We start from the raw sequence: 16,839 nt of genomic DNA on the forward strand, positions 1-16,839 counted from the left end.
GCGCGGTGAACATTCGGCCTCACGCCTTGGACGCCGGCTGTCACGTGCTGGTGGAGGGTGTCCTGACCGCCGGCCGGTATGGGGGGATGTTGAGCGACCTGCGCCGTGACCACCGCGGCAAGACCGCGCTGTATTACCTGGACGTCTCCTGGGAGGAGACGCTTCCCGTCGCCGGACGCGGTCTCAGCGCTCGCGATCGAGCGGGTGATGCGGAAGCCACTCGTCGGCAGACAGCGCCCCCACGAGGCCAGGATGCCTGCGGTACGTTGCCGGGGTGCTGAAGGTGCGCGTCACCGGCGTCCTCATCGAGGACGAGCGGATTCTGCTGCTGGACCAGGACACCGACACCGGCCGCTCCTGGTCCTTGCCCGGCGGGAAGGTCGAGCACGGCGAGCCGCTCAGCCAGGCGCTGGCGCGGGAGATGAGGGAGGAGACCGGCATCGAGGTGAACGCCGGCCGGCTGCTGTACCTGTGCGATCACCTGCCTGGCGGCGACACCCACGTTGTTCACATCACCTTCGAGGCGGCGCGGACCGGCGGCAGCCTCGGTGCCGTCGACGGCGCGGACACCAGACCGATCCGGGGCGTGCGCTTCGTGCCCATCAGCGACCTGCCGTCACTGGGATTCAGCCGCCGCTTCACCGAGCTCGCCCAGGCCGGATTCCCCGGAGCCGGCTCCTACATGGGCGCCAAGTCCACCATCGGGCTGTGAACCGAGCAGCTCACGAGCGCCGACGATGCGGCCGTCCGGAGCAGGCAGCGGCTGCTCGCTCCCGGCCAAGTCAGCCATCCACGCGCGTTGGAGGGAGTGCTCCAGGCGACGCCCACCGGCCACATGGCCGCCGGCGCGGGCCCGAGATCCGCACCACACCTGGACGTTGCGACCAGGATCACGAAGTAGCGCCGCTCGGCCGTGCCGCCAGGACGAATGCGGTCGCGTGCTGCTCGTCGTGGAGGTCGGATGCTCCTGGCGGGCGACCGTCCAGAACGGGCCCTGCCGGCCCAGCGACGGGCAGGTGGCGGGCCGGAGAGGCGGGGGAGTGTGGGGTCAGGGTTGCGTGTGGCGGTCCAGGCCGAGCGTGGCGATGAGGTCCTCGTGGAGCTCGAACCAGACGCGATGGCAGGAGTCGACGTCGGTGCGGTCCACCCAGGCGCTCTCCCCGGCTCGGGCGCGCGCCAGAGCTGTGGTGAAGCGCGTGTCGTAGCCGCGGAACCGTGTGAGGACGCCCCCGAGCCGGTCCGCGAGCGGCCCGAGCGCGCGGTCGATGCCGGTGAGCTCGTGGAGGACTCCGGCGTCCCATACGGGGTCGGAGTGGTCGTTGACGGCGAGCCGATCTCCGGCGGTGGGCCGGAGTTGCCAGTCGGTGCAGGCTCGTAGCAGGAGCGCGTTCAGCGGGAGGAACGCGCGGTAGGCGTCACGGACCTCGTCGGTGCCGCCGACGCTGGCGAGCTCGGCCGCGAGCCGGCGCTCGTCCTCCGCCCGGCCCCGTTCGGTCAGCGACCAGCCCCCGGTGCCGGCGAAGGCGGTGTGCTCGACCCAGCCACGTGCTTCGGCGTCGAGCAGCGCCTCTCTCGTCTCAGCCGGGTCGAGGCCGTACCGCTGAGCGATCACCGGTGTGTCCGCGAACCCGGTGATGCGGACGGCGTGCAGGGCCAGGAGGTCGGGCGGAGAGTCCGGTGTCACGAGTCGGCGTCCTGTCGTGCCGTGAGGCGGTTGTAGTGCTGCTGGCACGCCTGCGGGGAGTTGAACCCCATCGCCTGCGCCATCTGGGCCCAGGTCAGTCCCGCGCTCCGGGCGATGAACAGCAGGGCGGATTCGAGTCCTTCGACTTCGGCGCGTGCGGCGGGCAGGAGGGTGAGCGTGCTCAGGATGTCCTCCGGGTCCAGGTCGGCGTGGCGCCAGACGGCGAAGTGCGCGAGGTCGACCGCCGTCGGCGGGGCGGGCGGGGGCCGCCACGGACGGGCGTCGAGCGCGTCCGCGCCCAGGCTCAGAAGACGCTGTTGCGCCTCGTGCTCACGCCGGGCCTGGATGTGGTCGGCGTGCGCCGGGTGAGCGTGGTCCTGCTTGCGTGACATGCCACCTACGATCCATACTCAACAAAATATTGTCAATAATTTATTGAAAGGCCGGGATGATCCTACCCCTCAGCGAGGCTGTCGCCGATACCTGCGGCGGCAAGGCCGGCGCACTGGGCGCGCTGCTCCGCGCGGGCCTGCCGGTTCCCGACGGCTTCGTCGTCTCGTTCTCCGCCTACCGCGCCGCCGTCCGCGACCTGGACCTCGGACGGTTCGCCGGCGAGCCGGACGGTCTTGACGCCGTGCGGCAGGGGATCGAGACCCGCCCCCTCCACGCCGACGTGATCGACGCGCTGGGACGCGCACTCGACGGGCTCGGCGGCCCTGTGGCGGTGAGATCATCGGCGTCGAACGAGGACACCGGTCAGGCATCGGCGGCCGGTCAGCACGAGAGCTTCCTCGCCGTCCACGGGGCCGGCGAGGTCGCCGACGCCGTACGCGCCTGCTGGGCCTCACTGTTCTCTCCACGTGCCATCGGCTACCGGGCCGTCTCCGGCCGCGACGAGCGGCCGTCCGACGATCCTGCGATGGCCGTCATCGTCCAACGCCATCTGGACGCCGAGGTGTCCGGGGTCATGTTCACACCCGCGGGCCCGGACGACGCGACCCGGATCGAGGCGTCGTGGGGCCTGGGCCCCACCGTCGTCGGGGGCACGGTCACTCCCGACACCTACCGCGTCGCCGGCGACGGGTCGGTCACACGCACCGTCGCGGACAAACCGACCCGCCTCGACCGGCGCGGCGCGCGGCTCGTGGTCAGCGACGTGCCCGCCGGCATCCGGGACCGACCGGCGATCGACGACGCGACCGTCACGCGGCTCGCCGAGCTGGGAGAGGAGGTCGCCGCGGTGATGGGCGGGCCGCAGGACATCGAGTGGGCGATCCTCGACGGCCGCGCCTGGATCCTGCAAGCACGACCGGTCACCGCCGCACCCCCACCGCCACCACTGCTCCGACCTTCCGCAGCCTCGGGGACAGCAGGCGCCACACTCACCGGGACACCCGGCAGTCACGGGACCGCGACCGGCGCCGCGAGGATCGTCCGCGGTCCCGGAGACTTCGCGCGCGTGCACCGGGGCGACATCCTCGTCTGCCCCTACACCGACCCCGCGTGGACGCCGCTGCTGCGCATCGCCGCCGGCGTCGTCACCGAAACGGGAGGCGTGCTCTCCCACGCCGCGATCGTCGCCCGTGAGCACGCCATCCCCGCCGTCCTCGGCGTCCCGAACGCGACGAGCAGGCTCCACGACGACACCCTCATCACCATCGACGGCACCAACGGCATCGTCACGACGACCAACGCCTCATGACGACGCGACACCTCTATCTGGCCCGACACGGCGCGGCCGACGCGTTCGGGGAGCTCACCGGCGCCGGGCGCCGGCAGGCGGGCCTGCTGGGCGAACGGCTCGCCGGTCTACCGATCGACGCCGTGTGGCACTCTCCGCTGCCACGCGCCGTGGCGAGCGCACACGAACTCGCCCGGCAGCTGCCGGGCGTGCCCGTGGCCGGGGCCGCCGAGCTGGTCGATCATGTGCCCTACGTTCCCAGCACGGCCGAGACACCCCCGTCCTGGACCGGCTTCTTCGACGGCTACGACGACGCCGAGGCGGCCTCGGGCCGAAGGCTCGCCGCGGCCCTGGTCGCCCGGTTCGCGAAGGCGCCCGACATGACCACGACTGGGACCCGGTCCGACACGCACGACGTCCTGGTGACGCACGCCTACCCGATCGCGTGGCTGGTGCGGCACGCACTGGACGCGCCGCCATCCCGGTGGCTCGGGCTGAACAGCGCCAACACCGCGCTGACGGTCATCGAGTACCGTACCGGCCTGCCGCCCACGATCGTGATGTTCAACGACATGAGCCACCTCCCGGCCGAGCTGCGCTGGACCGGATTCCCGAACGGCATGAGGCCGTGAATCGGATCCCGGTCGCCGGGGCCGGCTCTACGGTCTCAGCCGGCCGGCTCGGGACTCCAGGTAGCGTTGCTCGGCGAGGCTCGCTGTGGCCTTCGCGGCGCGCCGGTAGTGCTCGTACGCCCCGGCCGGGTCGCCGGTCTTCTCCAGCAGATGCGCCCGTACGGACAGCAACCGGTGATGCCGGGCCATCCGCTCGTCACCGTCCAAGGTGGACAGCAGGGCCAGGCCGGCCGCCGGGCCCTCGATCTCGGCGAGCGCGATCGCCCGGTTGAGGGTGACCATCGGGTTGGGCGCTATCCGTTCCAGGATGAGGTAGAGGGCGTGCACCTGCGGCCAGTTCGTCTCCTCGGCCGTGGCCGCGTCGGCGTGCGTGGCGGCGATGGCGGCCTGCAACTGGTAGGGCCCCAGCGCCGGGCCGGCCAGCGACGCCTTGACCAGCTCGCTGCCCTCCTCGATCAGCGCGCGGTCCCACCGCGTACGGTCCTGCTCGTCCAGCGGCACCAGGTCGCCGGCCGCGGTCGTCCGTGCCTCCCGGCGGGCGTGGGTCAGCAGCATCAACGCGAGCAGCCCGGCCACCTCACCGTCCTCGGGCAGTTGCGCGTGCACCATCCTGGTCAGCCGGATGGCCTCGTGCGCGAGGTCGGCGCGGTGCAACTCGCTGCCCGAGGAGGCCGTGTAGCCCTCGTTGAAGATCAGGTAGAGCACGTGCAGGACGACCCGCAGCCGCTCCTCGCGCTCCGCGCCGTCCGGCAGGCTGAAGGAGCTGCCGGCGGCCTTGATGCGCTGCTTGGCCCTGCTGATCCTGACCGCCATCGTGGCCTCCGGCACCAGGAACGCGCGGGCGATCTCGGCAGTGGTCAGGCCGCCGACCGCCCGCAGCGTCAGGGCGGTCTGGGAGGAGGCGGTCAGCGTCGGATGGCAGCACAGGAACAGCAGGACGAGCGTGTCGTCGGTGTCCGGCACGTCCTCGGGCACCACCTCGCCGGCCGTCGCCGACTCCCGCTCGCGGCGCGCGTGGTCGCTGCGTATCTGGTCGATGAACCGCCGGGACGCGACAGTCACCAGCCAGCCGCGCGGGTTGCCCGGCACCCCCTCGGCCGGCCACTGCACGGTGGCGGCGAGGACGGCCTCCTGGACGGCGTCCTCGCACCCTTCGAACTGGCCGTACCGGCGGATCAACGTGCCGAGGACCTGCGGCGTGAGCTCACGCAGCAGGTCCTCGATGGCTGGTGCTGTCATGCCTCCAATTGTCCGTCAGCGAACATCACCTGCCGCACCTCGATGCCCAGCCCCTCGATCGCGGCGTCCGGGATCTGCGCCGCCAGCTCGATCGCCCGCTCCTTGTTCTCGCAGTCGATCAGGTAGAAGCCGCCCAGATACTCCTTCGCCTCCAGGAAGGGGCCGTCGGTCACGACCGGCTGGCCGTTGCGCACGGAGACCACGGCGGCCTGTGACGGGTCGACCAGCGCCTGCGTGGTGATCAGCTCGCCGGACTTCTTCACCGCCTCCATGAACCTGCCGTGGCCGTCACCGATCGCCGCCTTCTCCTCGTCGGTCAGCGCGTCCAGCACGTTCGGGTTGATGTGCATGCTGATCAGGAACTTCATCTCGTACTCCTCGTGGTTCGCGAGCCCGGCCGGGCCCTTCGACTGGTTGGTCGGAGCCGCCCCCGTCGTCTTGACATCCCCGGCCGGAACGTTCGCCTGAGTATTTCCTTCCGTACCCATGCCAAGAGGCTCCCGGCCGCTCCGGCCGACCGGCGAAGCGTCAAGCATCACGATGGGGACGCCCGGCGACCGGTCACGGTCCGCCAGGACTGCTCTTCGACCAGCTCGCGGCTGCGCCAGCCGTCAGTGGTGCGGCACACGCGGTGGTGGTACCAGCCGCCGCCCCGCAGCAGCCCGGCGGTGTCAGCCGTCACCATCTCGCGTGACGGGGCCAGCGTGTCGGTGAACGCGGCGCTCACCGCGGCCTCGTCCCGTCCGTCGACGCCGGCCCCGTCGAAGCGGATGGTGACGGAGCCGATCAGGTGCAGCCGGCCGGGCCACCCGGACAGCACCTCGGCCAGCCACGCCGTGACCTCGGCGCGGCTGCCCCGGATGCCTCCCGCGGAGCGGTAGTCGATGACGGCGTCGGGGGTGAAGACGTCGTCGAGGAGGTGCCACCGGCCGGAGTCGACGGCGCGGGCGTAGCGGCCCAGCAGGTCGATGATCTCCAGCCGGTCGGCGATCTCGTGAGGGTCCATCCCCGGATTCAACCAAACGCTTGGTAGGCAAGCTAGGGCGGGCCTGGACCTGCCCGCGAGCTACGACCGCGCGGCCGCGATGATCATGACGAGGCCGAGCACCGCCAGGGCGAGGTTGGCGAACAGCGGCTGGGCGGCCAGGAGATCCACCCGGGGCACGATCACCCGGTTGAAGAAGTTCAGGAACAAGCCCATGAACGGCTGGACGGCCAGATGGTCGATGGCGCCGCTGACGCCCTGGAGCAGCAGGATCAGACCCGTCACCTGGATGGCTTTGCGCATGATCGGACACTATGACCCGGTCCTCTCCCGGCGGATCGGTCATCGGGATGGGGCCGGGAGACTTTCGTAGGGGGTGCCCTTCCGGGGGAAGCGGGCAGGGGAGAGGCGTGAGAGTGGTGGTCCTTTCCGACACGCACGCGCCCCGCCGCTGGCGCTCGTGCCCGCCCCGGGTGGCCGGGCACCTGCGCGGCGCCGACGTGATCCTGCACGCCGGGGACGTGTGCGTCGCCTCCGTGCTCGACGAGCTGGCGGCGTACGCGCCCGTCCACGTCGTCAAGGGCAACAACGACGGCCCGGACGTGACCGCGCCCGAGACGCTGGAGCTGACCCTGGACGGCCTGCGGGTCGGCATGATCCACGACAGCGGACCGGCCAAGGGCCGCCTGCCCCGGCTGCGCCGCCGCTTCCCCGGCGCGGACCTGGTGGTCTTCGGCCACTCCCACATCCCGATGGACGAGGCGGGCGACGGCCTGCGCATCTTCAATCCGGGCTCGCCGACGGACCGCCGCCGCCAGCCCCATGGCACGGTCGGCCTGCTGACGATCGACCACGGCGCCCTCCAGGAGGCCCGGATCGTGCCTGTCACCCCATGAGGTACGGGGTCAGGCCGGGTTGACGCGGGTGGACTCGCGCAGGACGAGGCTGCACGGCACCGTGAGCACCCCGCGGGCCCGCGGTGCGCCGCCGATCGCCTCCAGCAGGTGCTCCGCCGCGATCCGGCCGATCTCGCCCAGGTTCATGTCCACGGTCGTCAACGGCGGGCGGCTGCCCTCCACCATGGGCTCCCAGTTGTCGAAGCCCACCACCGCCACGTCGTCCGGGATGCGCAGCCCCCGCTCCCGCAACGTCTCCGACACCCCCCGCGCGATCTGGTCGCTGCCGCAGAAGATCGCCTCCACGTCCGGGTGTGCCCGCAGCAGGATGTCGGCCCCCTGCCGCCCCCACTCCTCGGTCCACTCGCCGAACAGCGGCTCGCCCGCGGGCCGGGCGCCCGCCTCGGCCAGCGCCCCCGCCATGCCCTCCGCCCGCCGCCTGGCCGCCTCGAACCGCTCCGGGCCCGTCACGTGGCCGATCCGGGTGCGGCCGGTGGCGAGCAGGTGGCGGGCCGCGAGCGCCCCTCCGCCCCGGTCGTCGGGAATGACGGAGAAGTCGTCGTCCCCGGAGGACTGGGTCATCGCGTAGACCACCGGCACCGGCAGGTCCGCGCCGATGCTGGGCCGCGGCTCGGTGCGCCGGCCGGTGACGATGATGCCCTCCACGCGCCGCGCCAGCAGCCGCTCCACGTAGTGCTGCTCCCGGATCGGGTCGTCCCGCGTGTCGCACATGAACACGGAGATCTGCCCCGCGCCGAGCGCGTCCTCCGCGCCCAGCATGACCGGGATGCTGAACCGGCCGAAGCTGTCGCCGGTCACCAGGCCCACCGTGTAGGTGCGGCCGGCCAGCAGGCCCTGCGCCAGCGGGTTCGGGCGGAACCCGAGGCGCTCGGCCGCCGCGCTCACCCGGGCCCGGGTCTCCTCGCGCAGCTTGCCGCGGCCGTTGAGCGCCTTGGAGGCCGTGCCGATGGAGACGCCGGCGGCCGCGGCCACCTCGCGGATGGTGACGACATGAGCCTGTTCAGAGGACAAACCTTTTCCTTTCCAACCACTCTCACTATAAGACTCTTGACGCTGACCTCGGCCTGGATCTACGTTCCCCTAAGGAAAACCTATTCCTTATTTTCCTTCGGGGCGAGTGAAGGAGCTCTATGGTCAACCCCCCTCAGGTCTGTGGCCCCGCCGTACCCACCCAGGGTGCCAAGGCGGTGTGGCGCCCGCTGGGCGTCCGTGACGTCGACATCACCGGCGGGCCGCTGGGCCGCTGGCAGCGGATCAATCGCGAGGCCAGCATCCCGCTCGGCCTGGAGCAGATGGAGCGCGCGGGCAGCGTGCCGAACCTGCGCCTGGCGGCGGGCGAGGCGGAAGGCGCCTACCAGGGGTACCGGTTCCAGGACTCCGACCTGTACAAGCAGCTCGAAGCGGTGGCCTGGGAGCAGGCCCGCCGGCCCGGATCCGGCTACCTGGAGTTCGTCGCGGAGTCGGCGGCCCTGCTCGGCCGGGCGCAGCGGGCCGACGGCTACCTCAACTCCCACTACCAGGTGGTCAAGCCCGACAAGATCTACGCCGAGCTGGAGTACAGCCACGAGATGTACTGCGCCGGCCACCTGTTCCAGGCCGCGGTGGCCGGGGCGCGGGCGGGCGGCGACGAGCGGCTGACGGCGGTGGCGCGCAGGCTGGCCGACCACCTGGTCGAGGTGTTCCTCAAGGGCGGCGACGACGGCATCGACGGCCACGCCGAGGTCGAGACCGCCCTGGTGGAGCTCTACCGGGTCACCGGCGAGCGCTCCTACCTCGACCTCGCGGGCAAGCTCATCGACAACCGCGGCAAGGGCCTGATCAAGGACAGCGGCATGGGCCCGCTGTACGCCCAGGACCACCTGCCGGTCAGGGAGGCCGACACCCCGGTCGGCCACGCCGTGCGCCAGCTCTATCTGGAGGCCGGCATCGTCGACGTCTACCTGGAGACCGGCGACGAGTCGCTGCTGGAGTGCTCGGTCCGCCGCTGGGAGGACATGGTCGCCACCAAGATGTACCTGACCGGCGGCGTCGGCTCCCGCCACGACGGCGAGGCGTTCGGCGAGCGCTACGAGCTGCCGCCGGACCGCGCCTACAACGAGAGCTGCGCGGCCATCGCCAGCATCCACTGGAACTGGCGGCTGCTGCTGGCCACCGGCCACGGTCGCTACGCCGACCTCATCGAGCGTGTCCTTCACAACGCCTTCGCCGCCTCCACCTCGGCCGACGGGCTGCGCTTCTTCTACGTCAACCCGCTCCAGCGCCGCGACGACACCGTCGAGGACGCCTACCTGGGGCGGCGGCGCGAGTGGTTCGCCTGCGCCTGCTGCCCGCCCAACATCATGCGCACGGTCTCCTCCCTCGGCCACTACATCGCCACGACGGCCGAGCGGGCGCTGCACGTCCACCAGTACGCGCCGGGCGCGATCCGCTCGGGCGACCTGGACCTCGCCGTCGCCACCGGCTACCCCTGGGACGGCAAGGTGGTCTTCACCGTGGAGCGGGCCCCGGCCGGCCCGTGGTCGCTGGCGCTGCGCGTCCCCGCCTGGAGCGCCGGCGCCGCCACCGTCACCGTCGGCGGCGAGACCGTGCCGGCCGAGCCGGACGAGCGCGGCTACGCCGTCGTCACCCGCGAGTGGCGGCTCGGCGACACGGTCGAGCTCGACCTCGACCTGACGCCCCGCCTCACCTACCCCAACCGGCGGATCGACGCCGTGCGCGGCACGGCGGCCGTCGAGCGCGGGCCGCTCGTCTACTGCTTCGAGCAGATCGACCAGCGGGCCGACGTGGACGACCTCGCGCTCGACCCGCGGGCCGAGCTGCGCGTGGTCCACAAGGAGGACGTGCCGGGCCTCGGCCGGACCGTCCTCATCGAGGCCGGCGCGTACGCGGCCGACCCGCCCACCCTCGCCTACACCGGTACACCCCCCACGAGCACGCCCCCCACTCGTGTCACCGCCACCGCCGTCCCCTACTACCAGTGGGACAACCGCGGCGCGGGCGCGATGCGGGTCTGGCTGCCCCTCGCGTAAGGAACCACCAGATGAATCGACGTGATCTGTTCAGGATCGGCGGGCTGGCCGCGCTCGGCGCCGCGGCGGCGGCCTGCGGGGGCGGCGGCGCCGGCGGCTCGAAGGGCGGCACCCAGCTCCAGTTCATGTACTGGGGGTCCACCTTCGAGAAGACGGCCGTGGAGAAGATGCTCCGGCAGTACGAGCAGAAGAACGCGGGCGTCAACGTCAAGGCGCTGTTCACGCCCGACGAGTACGACGTCAAGCTCAACACCCTGGTCGCCAGCGGCCGGGTGCCCGACGTCGGCTACGTGCCCATGGGCATGTCGTTCCGGCTGGCCGAGCAGGGCACGCTGGTCAACCTGTTCCCGTACGTGAAGAAGTACCCGCAGCTCGCCGGCTGCCTGCCCGACGCCTACCTGTGGTACGGCCAGGACAAGCTGCACGGTCTGGCCACCGCCAACGAGGTCATGCTGCTCTGGTACGCCAAGGACGCCCTGGCCGAGGCCGGCGTCGCGCCGCCGCCCGCCGACGCCGCCTCGGCCTGGTCGTGGGACCAGCTCGTCCAGAACGCCTACAAGCTGACGGTCGACCAGAACGGCAAGCACCCCGACGAGTCCGGGTTCGACCCCAAGCAGATCCGGCAGTTCGGCATCTCCAGCAGCATCACCTACGGCGCCGCCTGGTACGGCTTCCTGCGCAGCAACGGCGCCGACTTCGCCGACGAGGCGGGCAAGCGCTGCCTGCTGGACACGCCCGAGGCGATCAAGGTGTTCCAGAACCTCCAGGACCTCATCTACAAGCACCGGGTCATGCCCGGCCCCGGCCAGCTCGCCGCCACCGGTGACGACGTGCCCGGCACGAACGTGCTGCTCAAGACCAAGCGGGTGGCCATGGTCGTCGACGGCCACTGGTCGCTGCTGGACATGAACCAGAGCAAGGTGAACTTCGGGATCGGCGTGCTGCCCAAGTACGGCGAGCCGTTCACCACGACCCAGGTGGCGGGCGCGTCGGCGGTCTTCGCCGGCAGCAAGCACGTGGAGGAGGCGGTCGAGCTGTTCGCCTTCCACAACGACCCGCGCTACGTGGACCTGTACCAGCAGGGCCTGTGGATGCCGCAGGAGAAGAAGTACTACGAGGACTCCGCGGCCGTGGACTCCTGGACGAAGAACGCGGCGCACCCGCCCGAGTTCCGCACGGCGGTCGTCGACTACACCCGCGAGCACGGGGTCCCCGACATGCGCAACCGGATCAAGAACATGTCGTCCATCTCCAGCGACGTGCTGACCCCGGCGCTGCAGGAGATCGAGTCGGGCAAGCGGCCCGCCGCGGACGTGCTCAAGGAGGCCGCCCCGAAGATCACCGCGATGCTGCAGGGCTGGCACCACACCCAGGAGCTCTAGATGCGCAGGTTCGAGGCGCGATGGGGCGTCCTCATGGCGCTGCCCGCGATCCTCGGGTTCGTCATCTTCACGGTCGGACCGATGATCGCGTCGTTCTTCTTCAGCCTGACCGACTGGCAGGTCGGCGGCGCGCCCACGTACGTGGGCCTGGACAACTACACGGCTCTGGCCGACGACCCGCTGTTCTGGAAGTCGCTCGGCGCCACCACCTACTACACGCTCGGCGCGGTGCCGCTCACGCTGATCGTCAGCTTCGCGGTCGCCATGCTGCTCAACCAGAAGGCCCGCGGCCTGCCGCTGTGGCGGACGATCTTCTACCTGCCGACGCTGGTCCCGGCCATCGCCAACGTGGTGCTCTGGATCTGGATCTTCAACCCGGACTTCGGGCTGCTCAACTCCCTGCTGCGCGAGGCCGGCCTGCCGACCTCGCAGTGGGTCTACAGCGAGGAGATGGCCGTCCCGTCGCTGATCATCATGAGCACGTGGGGCTTCGGCAACACCATGGTGATCTTCCTGGCGGGGCTCCAGGGCGTGCCGCGCCACCTGTACGAAGCCGTGTCGATCGACGGCGGCGGGCCGTGGCGGCGCTTCTGGCACGTGACGCTGCCCATGATGACCCCAACCATCTTCTACAACCTGGTGGTCGGCGTCGTCGGTACCTTCCAGGTCTTCACCCAGGCGTACGTGATGACCGAGGGCGGACCCAACCAGGCCACGCTCTTCTACGTCTACTACATCTTCCGCAAGGCCTTCACCGAGAGCGAGATGGGCTACGCCAGCGCCCTCGCCTGGGTGCTGTTCATGATCATCATGGTGGTGACGTTCCTCATGTTCCGCAACGCCCGGCGCTGGGTCTACTACGAGATGGCGGGCGCCCGATGACCGCGCTCGCGGCGCCGGAGAAGACGCGACCGCGGGGCGTCGCGCCGACCGCCGGGCTGCGCCGGCCGCGCCGGTACGGCAGGGCGCTGCTGTACGTGGGGCTGACCCTCGGCGCGATCCCGACGCTCCTGCCGTTCGTGTGGCTGGTGCGCAGCGCGCTCATGACCGACGCCCAGATGTTCGTCGCCCCGCCGGAGTGGATCCCGAGCCCGTTCCAGTGGTCCAACTTCGGCGAGGCGCTCACCGCCCAGCCGTTCGGCCTCTACCTGCTCAACACCGTGATCATCGCCGTCGTCTGCGTGATCGGCACGGTGTTCACCTGCTCGGTGGCCGCCTTCAGCTTCGCGCGGCTGCGCTGGAAGGGCCGTAACGCCGTCTTCGCGCTGCTGCTCACCGGCGTGATGCTGCCGTACGCCGTGACGATCATCCCGACGTTCGTCATGTGGCAGGAGCTGGGGGCGATCGACACGTTCGTCCCGCTCACCGTGCCGGCCTGGTTCGGCGGGGCGGGGGGCGGCGTGTTCAACGTGTTCCTGCTGCGGCAGTTCTTCCTGACGATCCCGTTCGAGCTGGACGAGGCCGCCTACATCGACGGCGCCTCGCCGTGGCGGGTCTACTGGACGATCGTCATGCCGCTGTCCAAGCCGGCCATCGTGGTCGTCACGATCTTCACCTTCATCGGCACCTGGAACGACTTCCTGGGGCCGCTGCTCTACCTGCAGGACGAGGAGAAGTACACGCTCTCGCTCGGGCTGGCCTCGTTCCAGAGCGTGTTCATCACGCAGTGGGGCTACCTCATGGCCGCCTCGGCGGCCGTCATCGCCCCGATCATCGCGCTCTTCTTCTTCCTGCAGCGCTACTTCATCGAAGGAGTCACGCTCACCGGCATCAAGAACTGAGAAGAGGTCCCATGCAACGATTAACGGCCGCCGTCGTCCTGCTCCTCGCCTCGATCCTCGTCCCGCTCGGCGTCGGAGCGCCCGCCGCGCACGCCCTGTCCGCCGCCCAGGTCGTCGACATGTACGGCAGGGTCGTCAACGACTACGGCGTCAAGCTCGTGGACTGGCAGGGCTACCTGGCCAACCCGTACATCGAGCTGACCGTCAAGCCCCCGCAGGACGCCCGGTTCCCGGTCACGATCGACCTCAAGGCCGAGGGCACCTCCCGCCTGATGATGGACCTGCCCAGCCAGCTCACCGCCACCGGCGCCACCAAGACGCTGACCTTCGCGAGCGCGAGCGAGCAGAAGACGTTCAAGCTGGCGATCCACTCCAAGCGCGGGCCCGGCGCCGACGAGCAGCACACGCTGCGGCTGTCGGTCAGGGACGCGGGCGGAGCCACGTTCCAGCAGAGCATGCCGATCATGGTGCAGCAGGACGAGAAGACCGCGCTGGAGCCGTCGATCCCCATCACCTTCGACTACCGCTACGACACGATCACCGGCTACTTCTCCGACCCGGCCTTCCGCACGGCCGCCGAGGAGGCGGTCAAGGACTGGTTCCGCTTCTTCGACGTCCAGCCGTTCGACAGCGTGGCGGCCGGGGCCGAGACCAACCACCTGCCGGGCGACGACTGGCAGAACACGATCACCGTCACGAACGGCTCCGCCTACACCGGCATGTACGTGTTCTTCCGCGGCATCCAGTCCCCGTACTCGACCGGCTACCCGGCCGCCAACGGCAAGTACCACACCCGAGGCGGCTCGCAGGTCGCCGGCCCGCTCCACCGCTCCACCGCGATGATCTTCGAGTACGACGAGGCCGGCAAGCGGCTGTTCACCTCCCTGGCCGACGAGGACTGGTACAAGACCGAGATCGCGGGCCCGGTCCTCGACGTCCACGGCCTGGTCATGCACGAGTACGGCCACGCCGTCGCCTTCCACAGCGACTGGGCCGGCATGCGCTCCTACGTCTCGGGCGGCGGCAACGACCCGGACGTCGTCGAGTACCAGGGCTACCCGGTGCCCCTCGACAGCAGCTACCACATCCCCGGCGACCAGAAGTACTGGGACCGGATCAGCGGCCAGAGCGGCGGCTGGACCCACCTGTTCCCGACCCGCCGGTGGATGATGACCAAGCTGTCCCTGCTCGTCGCCGAGAACGCCGGCTGGAAGCTGAACCGCAACCTCACCCCGTTCCTCAAGCCGTCGATCGTCACGGCCTCCCTGCCGCAGGCGTCGCCCGGCCAGGCCTACCGGCAGACGCTGACCGCCAAGGGCGGCGTGCCGTTCTACGACTGGCAGGTCACCTCCGGCTCGCTGCCGCCGGGCCTGTCGCTCGACCGCTTCACCGGCGCGATCAGCGGGACGCCCACGACGGCCGGCACGTACGGCTTCACCGTGCGCCTTCGCGACTACGACAAGCTGAGCACCCCGGTCACGAAGACCTTCCAGCTCACGGTCGGCGGAGGCGGCGGCACGTCCGTGAACGTGGCCGGCGGCGCGACCCCGTCGGCCTCGTACACCTCGGCCTGGGAGAGCGTCGCGGCCGTCAACGACGGGATCGACCCGCCGCGCTCGAACGACACCGTCAACCCCCGCTGGGGCACCTGGCCGAACACCGGCCAGCAGTGGGCCGAGCTGACCTGGCCGTCCGCGCAGACCCTCAGGTCCGCCGACGTCTACTTCTTCGACGACGCCGACGGGGTGCGCCTGCCCGCCTCCTGGAAGCTCCAGCAGTGGAACGGCTCGGCGTACGTGGACATCCCGGGCACCTATCCGGTCGCGGCCGACGCCTACAACCACGTGACCTTCACCGGCGTGACCACGACCCGGCTCAGGGTCGTGCTCCAGAGCGGCCAGGGCTCGGTCGGGCTGCTCGAAGTCAAGGCGAACACCTAGGAAAGGACCTCATGAGGAAGACCGCCATCGTCACCGCGCTGGCCGGGCTGCTGGGTGCCCTCTCGGTACCCGCTCCCGGCCTCGCGGCCCGGCAGGCCGCGCCGAACCTCGACGTCTTCGACATCTTCTACCGCAACGTCAACGGCTACGGCGTGCAGCTCGTCGACTGGCAGGGCTACCTGGCCAACCCGTACGTCGAGCTGACCGTGCGGGCGCCCAAGACGCCGGGCATCGCCTACCCGCTGACCGTGGACCTCAAGGCCGAGGGCACGTCACGGCTGATGTTCAACACGCCGAGCGAGCTGACCGCGACCGGGGCGACGAAGTCCTTCACTCTCACCGGGCCGGCCGACCGGGAGGTGGTGCGGCTGGCCATCCACTCCAAGCAGGGTCCCGGCCAGGACGAGCAGCACAAGTGGATCATGAAGACCACCGACGCGACCGGCGCGACGGCCACCCAGACCATGCCCATCCGGGTCCAGCAGGACGAGAAGAAGAAGCTGGAGCCGACCGTCCCGATCGACTTCGACTACCGCTACGACACGATCACCAAGTACTTCTCGGACCCCGGCGTCCGCAAGGCCGCCGAGACGGCCGTGCGCAACTGGTTCGCCTTCTTCGACCTCAAGCCGTTCGACACCGTCCCGGCCGGCGACGAGGTCACGCGGCTGCCGGGCGACGACTGGCAGAACGAGGTGGAGGCGAGCAACGCCAAGCCGTACAACGGGATGTACGTCTTCTTCCGCGGCATCCAGACGCCGTACTCGACGGGCTTCCCGACGATCAACGGCAAGTTCCACACCCAGGACGGCAAGCCCACGCCGTACCACCGCTCGACCAGCATGATCCTGGAGTACGACGAGCAGCTCATGAAGCTGTTCACCTCGCTGGGCGACGAGGACTGGTACAAGACCGACCTCGGCTCGGTCATCGACGTCCACGGGCTGGTCATGCACGAGTACGGCCACGCCGTCGCCTACCACAGCGACTGGGAGGGCATGGCGAAGTACGTCGAGAGCAAGGGCCGCGACGACCAGGAGGTCATCGACTACCAGGGCTACCCGGTGCCGCTCGACTCCAGCTACCACGTGCCCGGCGACGAGCCGTACTGGGACCGGCTGAGCGGGCAGAGCGGCGGCTGGCGGCACGTGTTCCCGACCAGGAGGTGGGAGCTGACCAAGCTGTCCCTGCTCATCGCGGAGAACGCCGGCTGGAAGCTCAACCGGAAGCTCACGCCGTTCCTCAAGCCGTCCATCGAGACGGGCTCGCTCGGCCGGGCCACCGCCGGCCGGCCGTACGAGCAGCGGCTGGCGGCCAAGGGTGGCGTGCCGTTCTACGACTGGCAGGTCACGAGCGGCGCGCTGCCCGAGGGAGTGACGCTCGACCGGTTCACCGGCGCCCTCGCCGGCACGCCGGCCAAGGCGGGCACCTTCACCTTCACCGTGCAGCTCAGGGACTACGACAAGCTCAGCACGCCCGTGACCAAGGACTACACGCTCACCGTCCGATAAACGACGCTATGTCCTGACATTGCCCCTGACCAGATCACATTTCATGACTTTTCGGGTC

17 protein-coding genes are annotated in these 16,839 nt (G+C 70.4%); 10 read left to right on the forward strand and 7 right to left on the reverse strand.

All coding sequences use genetic code 11. The features are described 5' to 3' along the window. Positions 1-274: 274 nt before the first annotated feature. Positions 275-712, forward strand: a complete 438-nt coding sequence (locus tag ACIBG4_RS07745; protein ID WP_397201152.1) for an NUDIX domain-containing protein — start codon at positions 275-277, stop codon at positions 710-712. Between the two features lie 336 nt (positions 713-1,048). Here the strand turns inward: ACIBG4_RS07745 and ACIBG4_RS07750 are convergent, their stop codons facing one another. Beyond that, positions 1,049-1,684 (reverse strand): transcriptional regulator, encoded by a 636-nt coding sequence (locus ACIBG4_RS07750; protein ID WP_397201153.1) that lies wholly within the window; start codon positions 1,682-1,684, stop codon positions 1,049-1,051. Beyond that, a complete protein-coding gene (locus ACIBG4_RS07755) occupies positions 1,681-2,076 on the reverse strand; it encodes a DNA-binding protein (protein ID WP_397201154.1) in 396 nt (131 codons plus the stop codon). Before ACIBG4_RS07755 ends, ACIBG4_RS07750 begins: the two co-directional genes overlap by 4 nt. Before the next feature lie 56 nt (positions 2,077-2,132). Here ACIBG4_RS07755 and ACIBG4_RS07760 point away from each other — a divergent pair, with 56 nt between their 5' ends. Both ACIBG4_RS07760 and ACIBG4_RS07765 read left to right on the forward strand, forming a co-directional pair. Beyond that, complete coding sequence (locus tag ACIBG4_RS07760) at positions 2,133-3,386, forward strand: PEP/pyruvate-binding domain-containing protein (RefSeq protein WP_397201155.1); 1,254 nt, start codon at positions 2,133-2,135, stop codon at positions 3,384-3,386. Next, positions 3,383-3,997: a histidine phosphatase family protein gene (locus tag ACIBG4_RS07765; protein ID WP_397201156.1), complete on the forward strand. Its 615-nt coding sequence runs from the start codon at positions 3,383-3,385 to the stop codon at positions 3,995-3,997. Before ACIBG4_RS07760 ends, ACIBG4_RS07765 begins: the two co-directional genes overlap by 4 nt. Positions 3,998-4,024: 27 nt before the next feature. Here ACIBG4_RS07765 and ACIBG4_RS07770 read toward each other — a convergent pair whose 3' ends face one another. From ACIBG4_RS07770 to ACIBG4_RS07785, 4 genes are read right to left on the reverse strand one after another with little or no spacing between them, the layout of a single operon-like run. Continuing rightward, a complete protein-coding gene (locus ACIBG4_RS07770) occupies positions 4,025-5,236 on the reverse strand; it encodes an RNA polymerase sigma factor (RefSeq protein ID WP_397201157.1) in 1,212 nt (403 codons plus the stop codon). After that, a complete protein-coding gene (locus tag ACIBG4_RS07775) occupies positions 5,233-5,724 on the reverse strand; it encodes a YciI family protein (RefSeq protein ID WP_397201158.1) in 492 nt (163 codons plus the stop codon). Before ACIBG4_RS07775 ends, ACIBG4_RS07770 begins: the two co-directional genes overlap by 4 nt. Positions 5,725-5,771: 47 nt before the next feature. Next, positions 5,772-6,242, reverse strand: coding sequence for a nuclear transport factor 2 family protein (locus tag ACIBG4_RS07780; protein WP_397201159.1), 471 nt, complete (start codon positions 6,240-6,242; stop codon positions 5,772-5,774). A 60-nt stretch (positions 6,243-6,302) separates the two neighbouring features. Beyond that, on the reverse strand, positions 6,303-6,524 hold the full coding sequence (locus ACIBG4_RS07785) for a hypothetical protein (RefSeq protein WP_310712770.1): 222 nt from the start codon (positions 6,522-6,524) through the stop codon (positions 6,303-6,305). Between the two features lie 107 nt (positions 6,525-6,631). Here ACIBG4_RS07785 and ACIBG4_RS07790 point away from each other — a divergent pair, with 107 nt between their 5' ends. After that, complete coding sequence (locus tag ACIBG4_RS07790; RefSeq protein WP_397201160.1) at positions 6,632-7,117, forward strand: metallophosphoesterase family protein; 486 nt, start codon at positions 6,632-6,634, stop codon at positions 7,115-7,117. 9 nt (positions 7,118-7,126) lie between these two features. Here ACIBG4_RS07790 and ACIBG4_RS07795 read toward each other — a convergent pair whose 3' ends face one another. After that, entirely contained in the window at positions 7,127-8,149 is a 1,023-nt protein-coding gene (locus ACIBG4_RS07795) for a LacI family DNA-binding transcriptional regulator (RefSeq protein ID WP_310712773.1), read from the reverse strand. Positions 8,150-8,268: 119 nt separating this feature from the next. On the opposite strand from ACIBG4_RS07795, the gene ACIBG4_RS07800 reads away from it, so the two are divergent. From ACIBG4_RS07800 to ACIBG4_RS07825, 6 genes are read left to right on the forward strand one after another with little or no spacing between them, the layout of a single operon-like run. Beyond that, positions 8,269-10,167, forward strand: a complete 1,899-nt coding sequence (locus ACIBG4_RS07800; RefSeq protein WP_397201161.1) for a glycoside hydrolase family 127 protein — start codon at positions 8,269-8,271, stop codon at positions 10,165-10,167. A gap of 11 nt (positions 10,168-10,178) precedes the next feature. Further along, positions 10,179-11,549, forward strand: coding sequence for an extracellular solute-binding protein (locus ACIBG4_RS07805; RefSeq protein WP_397201162.1), 1,371 nt, complete (start codon positions 10,179-10,181; stop codon positions 11,547-11,549). Continuing rightward, a complete protein-coding gene (locus ACIBG4_RS07810; RefSeq protein WP_310712778.1) occupies positions 11,550-12,431 on the forward strand; it encodes a sugar ABC transporter permease in 882 nt (293 codons plus the stop codon). After that, positions 12,428-13,330, forward strand: a complete 903-nt coding sequence (locus tag ACIBG4_RS07815; protein WP_397201163.1) for a carbohydrate ABC transporter permease — start codon at positions 12,428-12,430, stop codon at positions 13,328-13,330. The genes ACIBG4_RS07810 and ACIBG4_RS07815 overlap by 4 nt, the downstream gene beginning before the upstream one ends. Positions 13,331-13,341: 11 nt before the next feature. Further along, positions 13,342-15,270, forward strand: a complete 1,929-nt coding sequence (locus ACIBG4_RS07820) for an Ig domain-containing protein (protein ID WP_397201164.1) — start codon at positions 13,342-13,344, stop codon at positions 15,268-15,270. A gap of 11 nt (positions 15,271-15,281) precedes the next feature. Further along, on the forward strand, positions 15,282-16,781 hold the full coding sequence (locus ACIBG4_RS07825) for an Ig domain-containing protein (protein WP_310712783.1): 1,500 nt from the start codon (positions 15,282-15,284) through the stop codon (positions 16,779-16,781). The last annotated feature ends 58 nt before the right edge of the window (positions 16,782-16,839 follow it).

Origin of the sequence: Nonomuraea sp. NPDC050383 (assembly GCF_044459125.1) — a bacterium.
Taxonomy (GTDB): Bacteria; Actinomycetota; Actinomycetes; order Streptosporangiales; family Streptosporangiaceae; genus Nonomuraea.

Bases quoted from the DNA above. Each gene is read 5' to 3' on its own strand.
- ACIBG4_RS07780 (WP_397201159.1), bottom strand. From the start codon at position 6,242: ATGGACCCTCACGAGATCGCCGACCGGCTGGAGATCATCGACCTGCTG.
- ACIBG4_RS07785 (WP_310712770.1), bottom strand. From the start codon at position 6,524: ATGCGCAAAGCCATCCAGGTGACGGGTCTGATCCTGCTGCTCCAGGGC.
- ACIBG4_RS07805 (WP_397201162.1), top strand. From the start codon at position 10,179: ATGAATCGACGTGATCTGTTCAGGATCGGCGGGCTGGCCGCGCTCGGC.
- ACIBG4_RS07825 (WP_310712783.1), top strand. From the start codon at position 15,282: ATGAGGAAGACCGCCATCGTCACCGCGCTGGCCGGGCTGCTGGGTGCC.
- ACIBG4_RS07820 (WP_397201164.1), top strand. From the start codon at position 13,342: ATGCAACGATTAACGGCCGCCGTCGTCCTGCTCCTCGCCTCGATCCTC.
- ACIBG4_RS07755 (WP_397201154.1), bottom strand. From the start codon at position 2,076: ATGTCACGCAAGCAGGACCACGCTCACCCGGCGCACGCCGACCACATC.
- ACIBG4_RS07770 (WP_397201157.1), bottom strand. From the start codon at position 5,236: ATGACAGCACCAGCCATCGAGGACCTGCTGCGTGAGCTCACGCCGCAG.
- ACIBG4_RS07765 (WP_397201156.1), top strand. From the start codon at position 3,383: ATGACGACGCGACACCTCTATCTGGCCCGACACGGCGCGGCCGACGCG.
- ACIBG4_RS07775 (WP_397201158.1), bottom strand. From the start codon at position 5,724: ATGGGTACGGAAGGAAATACTCAGGCGAACGTTCCGGCCGGGGATGTC.
- ACIBG4_RS07810 (WP_310712778.1), top strand. From the start codon at position 11,550: ATGCGCAGGTTCGAGGCGCGATGGGGCGTCCTCATGGCGCTGCCCGCG.
- ACIBG4_RS07800 (WP_397201161.1), top strand. From the start codon at position 8,269: ATGGTCAACCCCCCTCAGGTCTGTGGCCCCGCCGTACCCACCCAGGGT.
- ACIBG4_RS07760 (WP_397201155.1), top strand. From the start codon at position 2,133: ATGATCCTACCCCTCAGCGAGGCTGTCGCCGATACCTGCGGCGGCAAG.
- ACIBG4_RS07815 (WP_397201163.1), top strand. From the start codon at position 12,428: ATGACCGCGCTCGCGGCGCCGGAGAAGACGCGACCGCGGGGCGTCGCG.